9 protein-coding genes and 1 pseudogene are annotated in these 13222 nt (G+C 50.6%); 7 read left to right on the plus strand and 3 right to left on the minus strand.

What is annotated here, in order from left to right; all coding sequences use genetic code 11:
• Positions 1-9: 9 nt before the first annotated feature.
• Positions 10-465 (plus strand): ferric iron uptake transcriptional regulator, encoded by a 456-nt coding sequence (gene fur, locus DFP98_RS02195; protein ID WP_116058904.1) that lies wholly within the window; start codon positions 10-12, stop codon positions 463-465.
• A 67-nt stretch (positions 466-532) separates the two neighbouring features.
• Here fur and DFP98_RS02200 read toward each other — a convergent pair whose 3' ends face one another.
• From DFP98_RS02200 to DFP98_RS02210, 3 genes are all read right to left on the minus strand, one after another.
• Entirely contained in the window at positions 533-1009 is a 477-nt protein-coding gene (locus DFP98_RS02200; protein ID WP_116058905.1) for a glutathione peroxidase, read from the minus strand.
• Positions 1010-1038: 29 nt separating this feature from the next.
• On the minus strand, positions 1039-2148 hold the full coding sequence (locus DFP98_RS02205; protein ID WP_181917432.1) for a response regulator: 1110 nt from the start codon (positions 2146-2148) through the stop codon (positions 1039-1041).
• An 80-nt stretch (positions 2149-2228) separates the two neighbouring features.
• Positions 2229-3347, minus strand: a complete 1119-nt coding sequence (locus DFP98_RS02210) for a S8 family peptidase (RefSeq protein ID WP_116058907.1) — start codon at positions 3345-3347, stop codon at positions 2229-2231.
• A 167-nt stretch (positions 3348-3514) separates the two neighbouring features.
• Between DFP98_RS02210 and ald the strand changes: the two genes are divergently transcribed.
• The 6 genes and pseudogenes from ald to DFP98_RS02235 all read left to right on the plus strand — a co-directional run bounded on the left by ald (position 3515) and on the right by DFP98_RS02235 (position 13085).
• On the plus strand, positions 3515-4630 hold the full coding sequence (ald, locus tag DFP98_RS02215; protein ID WP_116058908.1) for an alanine dehydrogenase: 1116 nt from the start codon (positions 3515-3517) through the stop codon (positions 4628-4630).
• Positions 4631-4695: 65 nt separating this feature from the next.
• Entirely contained in the window at positions 4696-4929 is a 234-nt protein-coding gene (locus tag DFP98_RS02220) for a DUF4227 family protein (protein WP_116058909.1), read from the plus strand.
• 107 nt (positions 4930-5036) lie between these two features.
• A pseudogene (locus DFP98_RS39625) lies at positions 5037-5867 on the plus strand (tyrosine-type recombinase/integrase); the annotation flags it as partial.
• Positions 5868-5981: 114 nt separating this feature from the next.
• The gene (locus tag DFP98_RS39630) at positions 5982-7157 is read left to right on the plus strand and encodes a phosphopentomutase (RefSeq protein WP_246016382.1); all 1176 of its coding nucleotides are present in this window, start codon (positions 5982-5984) and stop codon (positions 7155-7157) included.
• 29 nt (positions 7158-7186) lie between these two features.
• Positions 7187-8011, plus strand: coding sequence for a purine-nucleoside phosphorylase (locus tag DFP98_RS02230; protein WP_116058911.1), 825 nt, complete (start codon positions 7187-7189; stop codon positions 8009-8011).
• 571 nt (positions 8012-8582) lie between these two features.
• Complete coding sequence (locus tag DFP98_RS02235; protein ID WP_220377041.1) at positions 8583-13085, plus strand: SpaA isopeptide-forming pilin-related protein; 4503 nt, start codon at positions 8583-8585, stop codon at positions 13083-13085.
• Positions 13086-13222 lie beyond the last annotated feature (137 nt).

Here is a 13222-nt window from a genome sequence, read left to right on the forward strand (position 1 = left end):
GGGGAAACCATGGAAGCCCGCATTGAAAAAATAAAACAACAGTTGCAGTCCCATGGCTACAAACTGACTCCGCAACGGGAAGCGACGGTTCGCGTCCTTCTCGAGAACGAAGAAGATCATCTTAGCGCGGAGGACGTCTTTATGCTCGTCAAGGACAAAGCTCCTGAAATCGGTCTTGCGACCGTCTACAGGACGCTTGAACTTCTGAGCGAGATGCACGTCGTGGAGAAAATGAACTTCGGCGACGGGGTAGCCCGATACGATCTTCGTACAGACAGCAACAAGCACCACCACCACCATCTCATTTGCGTGAAATGCGGGTCCATGTCGGAAATTATGGAAGATTGGCTGGGGCCGCTCGAGGAACGACTGGAGAAGGAATACCGTTTTACCGTGCTGGATCACCGTTTGGATTTTCAAGGCGTCTGCGCCAAGTGCCAAGCGAGCGAAGGCGGCGGAGAGTAAATACTTACAACAAAAAGAGAGGCCTCCGACTTTTGTCGAGAGCGCCTCTTTTGCATTTTTACAGACGTTACAGAAGCTTGCGAATGTGCGCTTCGATTCGTTCAGGCGTAACGGTTGGCGCAAACCGCTTGACGACTTTGCCGCTGCGGTCAATTAGAAACTTGGTGAAATTCCATTTGATGCGTTTGGATCCGAGGAAGCCCGGCGCAGCTTTGGTGAGGTGACTGTACAGCGGATGTATGGAGGCTCCTTTTACATCGATCTTGGCATACAAAGGAAAGGTCACGCCGTGATTGAGCTGGCAGTGCCGGGTGAGCGCATCCCCATCGAGAGGCTCCTGTTCGGCGAATTGGTTGCTGGGAAAGCCTACGACGGACAATCCTTGTTTGGCATAAGTCTCGTGCAGCTTCTGAAGGCCCGCGAATTGCGGCGCGAAGCCGCACTTGCTTGCCGTATTCACGACCAGTATCACTTTGCCCTTGTGCTCGGTTAGCGTGGTTTCTTCTCCTTTGCCTGTTGTGACAGGGATGTCGTATATAGACATTTGGAAGCCTCCTGACGAATTGAACGTTATTAACGGAAGGTCGCGTCCGCCCATTGGCGAACGGCGACCGACGGGGAGATGGCATACTCCTCGTGAAGCATTGAGCAGAGCTGATCGTATTTCAGCTTGGACATATCCAAATCTCCGTTATCTGAGTGAAACTGCATGATCAGAAAATAAAGCTCCTCGGAGAAAGGAAATCTCTGCTCCATCAACTCGTAAATTTCGAGCGTTTCTTTGCGGCAATCCGAAGCCCGCCACATCTCGCTGACCGAGAGGGCATGCTTGTACCAAATATCGCGAAGTCTTTTACGCTCGTTCTCGGCCCACACATAGTCGGTTTCGGACAGGTAGTCGCCCTCGTAGCTCCGAAGCCAAGCAATATGCTGCGCGGCCGTCTCGGGATTGAGCTCGGGAAGAGACAACCGCCCGTTCTCCCATTCTTGAACGTCATACCGATTGTTGCCCAAATCCAGATAATAGTCGCTTCCGCTGTTGGTGAGACGTATCGTAAGGCCGGCGGCTTCAATGGATTTGCGAATCTGGTATACGGTCGTGTACAGCTGCGTGAACGCCTTCTTGTACTCCGTATCCGGCCAGAGCAGGTCCAGCAAAATATCTTTGCGAACCGGCTGATTGCGCTTGTACACCATGTAGGCGAACAGCTCTTGCGCGCGGACGGTGCGCCAGGAGAACGGCTCGGCTTTGCCGTATTCGATCCTAAGTCTTGTGAAGCAGCTGATTGTGGCGACTGGAGGCTCGGTGCTGGCGGGACGAATGGAAGCCCTTAATTTTAAACGATTAATCGTATGCAGGAGCCTGTCGGCATTAATCGGCTTCAAAACGTAGTCCAAAGCGGCAAGCTCGAACGCCTTGATCGCGTATTCATGGTGAGCGGTTACGAATACGATCTCGATGTCATCGTTAATTTTATGAATCTGTTCAGCGGCTTCCAGGCCCGAAATTTCCGGCATGTCAATATCGAGAAAAGCGACATCTGGACGCAGTTCGCCAACTCGCTGCAGGGCCGCCGCCGCGTTCTGGAACTTACCCACGATCTCGATGTCGCCTATTTTCTCCAGCTGTCGTTCCAGATCTTTTAGCGCTAATCCTTCATCGTCTACTAGAATTGCTTTCATAGGGCATGTTTTGTCTCCTTGATTGGAATGCAAAGGCAATAATTCATATATCGGCATTTCCCGGCGCGAAAATAAGACAATTAGCGAGCTGCCGGTTCGATTTGCAAAAGTCCGCTTCCCACCGCGTTTTTGCCTCCCGGAATTCGCAGAGCCGTCGCTTTCAGTCTGCGGGCAATTTCAGTCGCGGTCAACTTAGGACGAACGCCTCTGAGTAGAGCGGCGGCTCCAGTTACGTGAGGCGCCGACATGGAGGTCCCGGATTCCCTCCGGTAGGTGCCGTTCAACCAAGTGGACAAAATGCTGACTCCAGGAGCGGCCAAATCGATTCCTTTCCCCCGACTAGAGAAGCTGGCCACACGATTGGCGCGTGTGGTGGCGGCAACGGCGATCGTTTCCGGATAGCGGGCCGGAGCGTCGATCTGCGGCAGAGCGGTGCCGCTGTTGCCGGCGGAAGCAACGATGACGGCGCCGCGGCGTTTGGCTTGCCGAATCGCGTTTCTGAGCAGAGTACTGTCGCCGGCAAGGCCGAAGCTCATATTCAAAATGCGAATGCCCCTTGCCAAACACCATTCAATTCCTTCAATGATATCGGAAATAAAACCGGAACCGTTCGCGTCAAGTACTTTAACGGCATATAGCTCGACTTTGGGAGCCACTCCGTAAATTTTTCTTCTACCGGTTGCCGCCGCTATTCCAGCGACGTGGGTGCCATGGCCGTTGTCGTCGGCGTAAGATTTACCGGTTATTGTATTCACGCCGCCGGCGATAGCGAGATCGGGATGGCGGGCGATTCCGGTGTCGAGGATCGCGACTTTGATCGAAGCGCCCGAGTGCGATGCAGGCCAAGCCGGCGGAGCCTTGACACGGTTGACGTTCCAGGGGATACGGCTCTTGACGATGGCCGATATGCGCGATAGGTTAGCATTGACCAATCCATGGGCCTTTACTCTGCGATCCCGCTCAATGAGAGAAATGCGGGGATGCTTTTGCAGCGATGCCCAGTCAGCGCTTTTGCTGCCGTGGCAGCAAATCATCCGCATGGAGTCGACTTGCTTGAGCGGTCGAATGCCTGCCGCGGTAAGCTGCTTAAGGCAGGCATGATAGTCCTGTATCCGGCGGAATACGATATTCCTTCGTTCCGTGCGGGACGTAGGCTTGCGTTTTACCGTCAGACTGAGCTGCTTTACCAATGGGTTCATCGGATGTTCTTTCCTCCTGATCGGATCATAACCGAGCTCATGACCGTATTCTGTAGTAGGGTATGGGAGTTCCGAGCATGAGGTGCAAGGAGGCGCGCACACATATTTTCGCAGGCCGGGGAGAAAGAATAAGGGAAGGACGAGTCTGTATACCGGGAGGAACGAGCATGATCGTTGGATTGCCCAAAGAGATCAAGAAGCAGGAGTATCGCGTTGCGCTTACGCCTGCCGGTTGCGAGATGATCGTAAAGCAGGGACACGGTGTCGTTGTGGAGCGGCAAGCAGGCGAAGGAAGCGGCTTTGCCGACGCCGAATACTTGGACGCCGGCGCCGGCCTGGTTGAAAGCGCGCAGGAGGTATGGTCGACTGCGGATTTAATCGTGAAGGTGAAGGAGCCGCTTTCCGAGGAATTTGCTTTTTTTCGCGAAGGACAAATTTTGTTCACTTATTTGCATTTGGCTGCAGCGCCGGACTTGGCCCAAGCGCTTGTGAATCGACGGGTGACGGCTATCGCCTACGAGACGATTCAAGCGCCAAACGGAAGCCTTCCGCTGCTTACGCCGATGAGCGAAGTGGCTGGAAGAATGGCGGTTCAGGAAGGCGCAAAATATTTGGAGGCTTTCCAGGGCGGTAGAGGCGTACTGCTCGGCGGCGTTCCGGGCGTGCCCCCTGCGGAAGTCATCATCATTGGAGGAGGCATCGTGGGGACGAATGCGGCCAAGATGGCGCTCGGTCTTGGAGCCGATGTCGTCGTTCTCGAGAAAAGCGCGGATCGGATGCGTTATCTCGACGATGTGTTCCAAGGGCGACTACGCACGCTCACGAGCAATTCCTACAATATCGCCAATGCGGTGCGCAAAGCGGATCTTCTGATCGGAGCCGTGCTAGTCCCGGGAGCAAGAGCGCCCCGACTAGTGACCGAGGAAATGGTAAAAACGATGAAAAAGGGTGCAGTTATCGTCGATGTCGCCGTCGATCAAGGCGGTTCAATCGCTACAATCGACCGCGCCACCACACACGAAAACCCGACCTACGAGAAACACGGAGTTATTCATTATGCAGTCGCGAATATGCCGGGAGCAGTGCCTCGCACTTCGACGCTTGCGCTGACGAACGTGACGATTGATTATATTTTACAGTTGGCTGATAAAGGCTTTGAGGTTTCGGTGCAAAACAATCCGATGCTCGCGCTTGGCGTGAACGCCTGCCGAGGGGCGATTACTCATCCGCAGGTGGCCGAAGCTGTAAGTTTGCCTTATGCGAAACTGGAAAGCTTATGGTGAATGGAATGAATGCACCCCCTCCTTCATACGGTTGAGTATGGGCAAGGACAAGGAGGGGAAGAAGGATGAAGGGTCCGATGGAGAGATGGTGGGAGCGATTGCAGTTTACGCTCCTTTTTCTTGCGCTTGCGGTTGTCGTTCATGGTTTCTTCGGGTGGTTTCACGACTGGCTTGAACCTAAAGATCCTTATAGGACGCCAGAAGGAAAAGCGTTCAAAGTATTTATGACGGGAGAAGGAAACGATCCGGACGCCTCGCCCGGCGACCGTCTGCGATTGTTTTATTGGATGGGGGAGTAGTTTACGGAAGGAAATCGACCGACTCGCGTTGAATGTATCTATGTACAATTTTATTTTTGAAATCGGGATGTAACGGATAAGGTTTGAAGCAGGGAAAGGAAACCGGTATGGAATTGAGAAATTTGCTGAGTGCTTATCTCTTGTATTTGAGGGAGGAACGAGGCGTTTCCGATGGAACGGCGCAAAGCTATTCGAGCGATCTATCCGACTTTCTGGATAGTCTGGACAAGCGCGGCGTCAACCATGAGACCCAACTAAGACCTTTGCACCTGACCGCCTACACAAATGAGATGCGAGCACAAGGGAAATCGGCGGCGACGATTGCCCGGCGAATTTCCGCGCTTCGCTCATTTTGCAAATATCTCGTGCTCCGACGCGTCGTTGACGTGGATCTGACCATTCAGCTTGAAGCGCCAAGGATGAACAAGAAAGCGCCGAAGCCAATTCGCTCCGAGGAGCTGGACAAGCTGCTGTCTCTGCCCGATACGGAGCAGCCGACAGGGATTCGAGACAGAGCGATGCTGGAGCTGATGTATGCGACCGGGCTGAGGGTATCGGAGCTTGCGTCGTTGAATGCAGATCAGGTTAATCCGGAGATGGGATTTTTGCTATGCATAGGCGCGGACGGCCGGGAAAGAATGGTGCCGATCGGGGCAGGCGGAAGCTACTGGGTGTCGAGGTACGTACAGGAAATGAGTCCGGTTGCGCCGCAAGAGGATAAGTCGGGGGCTGCTTTATTTGTGAATCGGCAGGGGCAGCGGTTAACTCGGCAGGGAATCTGGAAAATATTGAAGAAATACGCTGGGCAATTGGGGATGGACGCGACCCCGCAGGCGCTGCGTCGCTCTTTCGCGTCTCATTTGCTGGCGAACGGAGCCGATCTGAGATCGGTGCAGGAGATGCTGGGAGTTTCCAGCGCCGCTTCGCTGCAAGCTTATTTGCCCGCAGCGAAACCGAGACTCACCGAGGTGTACGAGCGCAATCATCCCCGTGCGGGAGTGAAGCCGAAACCTGAATACGACAATTATGGCTTGCGAAAAGAGGAATCAGGCATGGCTTATAAACGGATTACAGTTATCGTACTGGACAGCGTAGGTATCGGGGAGTTGTCTGATGCCGGACAATACGGAGATTTGGGAGCTCATACGCTAGGCCACATTATCGAAAGATCGCCGGGACTTGAGCTGCCTAATATGCGCAAGCTGGGGCTTGGCAACATTGCGCCGCTGGGAGAGTGGCAGCCGGAGGCTGCGCCTAGCGGATACTATGGCAAGATGGCTGAGGTTTCGGTCGGCAAGGATACGATGACGGGACATTGGGAGCTGGCGGGACTGCGCATTGACAAGCCTTTCCGCACGTTTCCGGACGGCTTTCCCGTCGCTCTGATCCGACAATTCGAGGACGAGACGGGGAGATCGGTCATCGGCAACAAGCCCGCATCGGGAACGGAGATTCTCGATGAACTGGGCGCGGAGCAAATGAGAAGCGGCGCATGGATCGTCTACACATCCGCGGATAGCGTCTTCCAACTGGCTGCGCACGAGGACGTCATTCCGCTTGAAGAGCTGTACAACGCTTGTCGGGTAGCGCGCCGCCTAACGATGAAGGATGAGTTCTCGGTCGGCAGAGTCATTGCCAGACCTTACTTAGGCGAGCCGGGAGCGTTCAAGCGAACCTCCAATCGGCATGACTACGCGGTGAAGCCGCCTTATCCGACGGTGCTGAACGCGCTGAAGGCCGGAGGCGTGGAGGTCGTGTCCGTCGGTAAAATCAACGATATTTTCAGCGGCGAAGGCATTGCCCGAACGACGTCTACGAAGAGCAACGCCCATGGAATCGAGGTCACGATTCGGGAACTGCAGCGGGATTTCGGCGGTTTCCTCTTCACCAATCTGGTCGATTTCGATTCGCTGTACGGTCATCGTCGCGACCCGGAAGGCTACGGACGAGCGCTTGAGGAGTTTGACCGTTCGCTTCCGGACATTATGGCCGCAATGAAGGAAGACGATTTGCTGCTGATTACCGCCGACCACGGCAACGATCCGGTCCATGCGGGAACGGATCATACCCGTGAATACGTGCCTCTGCTGGCCTGGAGTCCGAGCTTCGCCGAAGCGGGACGGCTGGAGGATCGCGCCACGTTCGCCGATGTCGCGGCTACGGTGGCGGATAATTTCGGAATCGACTTCAAAACGCACGGCACCAGCTTTCTCGCGCTGCTGAAATAAACCGATGGAATAGAGGAGAGGTTAATCCTATGCAAGCCATAACACAAACGATGATCGAAGAAGCGGCTGCGTTTATTCGCAGAACGACGGACATTCAACCGGAAATCGGTTTAATTTTGGGCTCCGGCCTTGGAGTGCTTGGAGACGAACTGGAGGATGCGGTTACGATTCCGTACGAGGATATTCCTCATTTTCCAGTTTCGACAGTAGAAGGGCATGCGGGAGAGCTTTTGATCGGCAAGCTGCAGGGCTGCAACGTCATGCTGATGCGCGGCCGTTTCCATATGTATGAAGGCTATGAGCCCGAACGTACGGCATTGCCGGTGCGGGTCATGAAGGCTCTAGGAGTCGGAAAGCTGTTGGTGACGAATGCGGCGGGAGGCATTAATCTGGACTTCGCGGCCGGTAACTTGATGCTCATTGCCGATCATATCAATCTGACGGGTAAAAATCCGCTAATCGGCCCGAACGACAACGCGCTTGGCGTGCGGTTCCCCGATATGTCGGAGGCATACAGCAAAAGGTTGCGCAGCATCGCTAAGGAGACCGCGAAGGATCTTGGCTTTGAGCTTAAAGAAGGCGTGTACGTCGGCCTGCTCGGCCCGAACTACGAGACGCCAGCCGAAATCCGCATGCTGCGGACGCTTGGCGCCGATGCGGTGGGCATGTCTACTGTATCCGAAGTAATTGTCGCCCGGCACTCGGGCATCGAGGTGCTCGGCATTTCATGCATCAGCAATGCCGCCGCAGGGATACTGGATCAGCCGCTCTCGCATGAGGAAGTCATGGAGACGACCGAACGGGTAAAAGAACAGTTTCTGTCTCTCGTGCTGACGGTTCTTCCGAAAATGTAGCAGCGGTAAACGCAAAGAAGGAGCCTACCCTCGGGGTGGCTCCTTCTTCTGTTATAAAGTTGCAAAATTATTTGAGAATATGCCTCTTCAGAACGTGGATATCATGATCGTGCTGTGTAGACTTGTCCATGAGATAAAGGATAGAGTCGTTGAAATGAGGGTGTCCCGCTTCTACCTTTTCCATGCGTCCGTTTATTTGGGTCATTTCTTGCTTAATTCCGCTTATAACCTGCTTCATTTCAGCCATATCTCTGCGCATCTCATGCTGTTCGCTCAGAACCTTTCCCCACCATGCCGATCAGTTGCCCCATCATATCCTCCAGCCTGGCCAGACGCTCTTCGGACATTTTGTAGACCCCTCTCCACTATAGCTTGTTTACTAAATTTAGCAAACGTGTGTTCGGATGTCAAGATTCGAGGTTTTTCCGAGAACTTTTTCAGAAGTTGTTCAGGCGACATTGCTAATATTCAGCTATGTGCTTTTTTTGCATGCGGAAAACGGAGAATATTCGATAAACATCGGGGAAGGTCCGCATGTAATTGCAATGCTTACATAGAGAGGATGGATAATGTGAGAGCTAGTAGAGTAAGAGTAAGCAAGAACCGAGCTCGACAAGCCAAACAAAAGCTGACGATATTTGTCGCGCTCGCGTTGGTTTTGCAGTTGGTGACGCAGTTGTTTGTGGCTCCTTCTTCGCAGGCTGCGGGAGGAATTATTGCAGAGAACTTAATAACAAGTGCCGTGGTTTATGATCAGAAGCCGGAATTTGACGAGAATACCGGTTCTATTACTCCGAAAGGAAGCCCAATACAGGACGCAAATCCGCAATATAGTGAACAACTCTCTGTTGCGATTATTCTGGGTTGGGAATTGCCTGACGGACATGGCTACAGCGATGGGGATACGTATACTTTTAAGTTGCCGGATATTTTCAAAGTGCCTGCATCAATTCATGGCACTTTAACGAACAATATCGGCGATTATGTTGTACAGCCAAACGGTGATGTAACATTTACGTTTGGAACGCAAGGAGAGTCTATCAATAACGGACAGGGCGCAGATGGTCAATTTTACGTTTGGCTCGGGTTTGAAGAATCCAAAATTAAAGATGGACTTGATCAGACGATTGATTTCACTAATGTCGGGAAAGGCACAATTGATTTCACTTTCAAAAACATAGCGGACGATAAGCTAAAGAAAACGGGCCAAGCTAAAAAGAATGGCTCCGCAAATAAGTTTAATTCCGACGAAATTGAATGGACTGTCGACTTTAATCAAGGCGAGCAGTTGATAACGGGGGCTGAATTATCAGATACGCTTGCGGGACTCGCGCTTAAGGGAGATATCGAGGTTTACGAACTGCAGATTCAAGCTGATGGAACTGTTAAGCAGGGGCCTTTGTATAATACTTATACTACTGGTTTTCCTGTTTCACTGGGAGATATCGATAAAGCGTATCGCGCTATCTATACAACAACGATCACTCCTCCAACCACAGAACCGTTTAAAAATGTACCTTATAAGAACAAGGCTGTGTTGACTGGAGACGGAGGTTACAGCAAGCAAGATGAATACACCGTGACCGTTGATTTTAACGAGCCACTTAATAAAGTTCTGGTCAATTACGACACTGAAAATCAAGAGATGACTTGGAAGATCCGGTACAACTATAACCTCCAAACAATCCCTCAAGCCTATACCAAGCTTGAAGATCGTTTTGATACATCAAAACACATTTTTGTACCCGGATCAGTTAAAGTATATGATGTCCCGATTGATGGGAATGGGAATCCTGGAGCTCCATCGGTAACGTCTAGCGTGTATTCGGCGACAGAGGTAGCGGGCGGAGTAGATTTTCAGTTTGGCGCCGATGTTACGACAGCCTACGATATCGAATATAAAACAAAAGCCAAAAACCGAATCTACGGAGATACACCGGTAACAAACGAGGTTACGATGCACGGAGGTTTAACTAAAACGGCTCAAGGAACATTTACGGAGCAAATTTTCGTAAAGCGAGTCGATAGTTCAAACTTTAATAGCAAAAGGATCACTTGGGAATTGATCATCAATCATGATAAGCATCCGATGAGCAACATTTTAATTGACGATAAATATATCGGCAATCATATGACCTTGCTGCCAACTACTGTTAAAGTCGATGGGATTGATATAGGCTCCAGTCCTACATTTGAGTTAGTGACGAACGATAACGGAAATGGTTTTATTCTCAAAACGAGGGCCGGCGTAACGATTAACGAAGAACACAAGATCATCTTTACGACCGAGTTCGATCCGACCGGAAATAAACTTCCTGTGGATGGGGCCTACAAGAATACGGCGACAATGACTTACACTGATACGACTACTAAGGTAATCACTAAGTGGGATCAAGTTGAGCTTGAACACTATACGACGGATAACGGATTCAAAAAAGGCGAGTACAACGCCAGAACAAAAATGATCACGTGGACGATTGACGTTAACTACAATTTGGACGATGTTAATGAAGCGATCATTAAGGACCATTATTCTGCTGATAAAGGCCATATCACGTACAACTCAAATCCGGACTCCTTTAAGGTTTATAAACTGGAATTGCTCCCGGGTAGCAACCTTGTTTCACAGAAGGAAGAAAATAAATACCAGTTGTCCGATGGCCAACTGGTATGGGATGCAGACGGTCAGGGCTTCACATTGAATTTGGGCAATATCGGCGCAAACGCTTATCGGATCATCTATGAAACATACATTGGTGGGCCTTACACGATCGATGGCGTGTATGCGAACAAAGCAACGCTGCAAGATGGCAATAATCCGCCCATCTTCGATCAAGGGGTCGCAGTCACGCCAGCGAATGGCGGGGAATTAGTACGCAAGTCCGGACGTCAGGATGGAACTAAAGACAAGGCGGATTGGACAGTTCATATCAATCCAAGCCAGTCGTATATCGCGCCGGGTTCGATCGTAGAGGACACGCTTTCAGAAGATCAAATTTTGTTGCCTGATACAATCAAACTGTATGAAGTTCAACTTCCTACAAACAACTCAGGAACACTTCCAACTACTGGAACTGAATTGGATCCTTCCGAGTATATTATTGAACCGTTATCAGGAAACCATTTCAAAATAACGTTCAAGAATGCAGTTGATACTGTTTACTTATTGAAATATAGCACCTATATCAATGCCAATAATGGTGACAGAATCACAAACGAGCTGCAATATGCAGGTAAGACTGTTGTTGGCAAGGGAACAGACAGTCAAAATGGTGTTAAAGTCGTATTTGCCGATGCTGGCGGCGGTAGCAATGTTAGAGAGAAGATTAAAATTATCAAACATGACGATCAAGGACAACCTCTTTCAGGTGCAGTGTTCCAACTGCTAAATGAAGCTGGAACAATCGTGCTAGAAACATTGACTACGGATTCGAACGGCGAAGCAGTTACTGCCAATAAGTACAAATACAAAGCAGGCAGCGGTATTTCTTACAGACTTAAAGAGGTATCTGCACCTAGCGGCTATTTGATTGATCCTGCTTATGGCGCAACAAACGGGGAAATAATCAAGTTCAAAGACAAAGCAGATGAATTTGTAGTTGAGAACGAAAAGATTCGTCAAGGCTTTGAATTGACCAAGCAAGATTCGTCCAATGCATCGAAGGTGCTCAAAGATGCTGTATTCGAATTGCGCAAGGCAAGCAACGATGAAGTTGTAGCAACTTTGACAACTGATGTTAATGGAAAAATTGCGTATGGGAACTTGCAGTCCGGGCACTATAAATTGGTAGAAATTACGGCTCCAGAATTCTATGAGTTGAATTATATTCCGATTCCGTTCGAGATTGTTGAGAATCAGACGAAATTCCTTGAGCTCACGGCTTTGAATGTTCTCGGCTCAGGTGGTGAGTTGGTTGTCATCAAGGTAAATGCAGCCGATCACACCACACGGTTGGAGGGAGTGGTTTTCGAACTGCGTGATGCCCAAAACAACGTTGTTGGTACAGAAACGACCGATGTTAACGGGGTCGTCAAGTTCTCCAACTTGGATTATGGAATGTATACGCTGGTAGAAATCAAAGCGGATGGATTTGTTATTGAAACACCAGAAACTCCAGTATCTATTAAAAACCAGACAACGACGGTTACCATCGAGAATAAAGAAAAGATTCGTTCGGTTAGATTAATAAAATATGATACAAACCGTAACTACGTTCTCCAAGGTGCGGAGTTCGAGCTATGGACCGCTACTCTGGATACGGACCTCCAAGGAAACGTTATTTACGAATTGGTGACAGGCATTGATCCAGTTAAGCTGATAACAGATGTGAATGGTCAATTACTCCTGGAGGATCTGCTTCCGAACAAGTATCGCCTCATCGAGAAGCGGTCGCCATCGGGCTACTATCTGAACGCTGATCCGGTAGAGTTCGAGATTACAGAGAATCAAACTGCGGTTGAACTAGTAGAAAAAACAAACGAGAGAATTCCAAGCTCCGGAGGAGGAGGCTGGACGCCTGGTCCAGGCCCAACGGAAACGCCTAAGCCGACGGAGGAGCCGAAACCTACAGAGACGCCAGGACCAACAGAGACTCCACAGCCTACAGAAACACCTGAGCCTACTCCGACTCCGGGGCCTACAGAGACTCCGAAGCCGACTAGCCCAGGGGACAAAGTAAAAGAGGAAACAACTGTAGACAAGCCTGTTAAAGGCGAAGTCGAGGTCCCTGAGAAGGGCAAGGTCAAAGTCGGCGAAGAACCGAAGCACGGCACGGTGACGATCACGCCGGATGGTAAATGGAAGTATACGCCAGACAAAGGTTACAAAGGCAAAGACTCCTTCACCATCATCGTGACCGATCCGGAAGGCAATGAACAGGAAATTCTCGTCGAGATCGACGTGGATGATATTCCACTCGGCGGGATAGAGGCGGGAGGAAAAACTCCGGGGAAACAATTGCCGAAAACCGGTGAAGACAGCCCACTTCCTCTGCAGCTTGCCGGCATTGCGCTAATCGCTGCAGGCATCCTTTTCCTCAACCGCAATCGCATTTTCCGTACCAAAAACCAATAAAGAGAGAATAGAGAGACTAAAAAGATAATAAAAAACAATAGACTCCACAGCCCCCTAATTCAGTTGGAGTCCTCCACCACGAAAATGTACACTTAGTACATGAGGAGGATGAGCGCAGTGGGAAAAATGTCTGAACA

It is taken from the genome of Cohnella phaseoli (assembly GCF_003386235.1).
GTDB classification, from domain to species: Bacteria; Bacillota; Bacilli; order Paenibacillales; family Paenibacillaceae; genus Cohnella; species Cohnella phaseoli.

Coding starts and splice junctions, on each gene's coding strand:
- fur (WP_116058904.1), top strand. CDS start 10: ATGGAAGCCCGCATTGAAAAAATAAAACAACAGTTGCAGTCCCATGGC.
- DFP98_RS02200 (WP_116058905.1), bottom strand. CDS start 1,009: ATGTCTATATACGACATCCCTGTCACAACAGGCAAAGGAGAAGAAACC.
- DFP98_RS02205 (WP_181917432.1), bottom strand. CDS start 2,148: ATGAAAGCAATTCTAGTAGACGATGAAGGATTAGCGCTAAAAGATCTG.
- DFP98_RS02210 (WP_116058907.1), bottom strand. CDS start 3,347: ATGAACCCATTGGTAAAGCAGCTCAGTCTGACGGTAAAACGCAAGCCT.
- ald (WP_116058908.1), top strand. CDS start 3,515: ATGATCGTTGGATTGCCCAAAGAGATCAAGAAGCAGGAGTATCGCGTT.
- DFP98_RS02220 (WP_116058909.1), top strand. CDS start 4,696: ATGAAGGGTCCGATGGAGAGATGGTGGGAGCGATTGCAGTTTACGCTC.
- DFP98_RS39630 (WP_246016382.1), top strand. CDS start 5,982: ATGGCTTATAAACGGATTACAGTTATCGTACTGGACAGCGTAGGTATC.
- DFP98_RS02230 (WP_116058911.1), top strand. CDS start 7,187: ATGCAAGCCATAACACAAACGATGATCGAAGAAGCGGCTGCGTTTATT.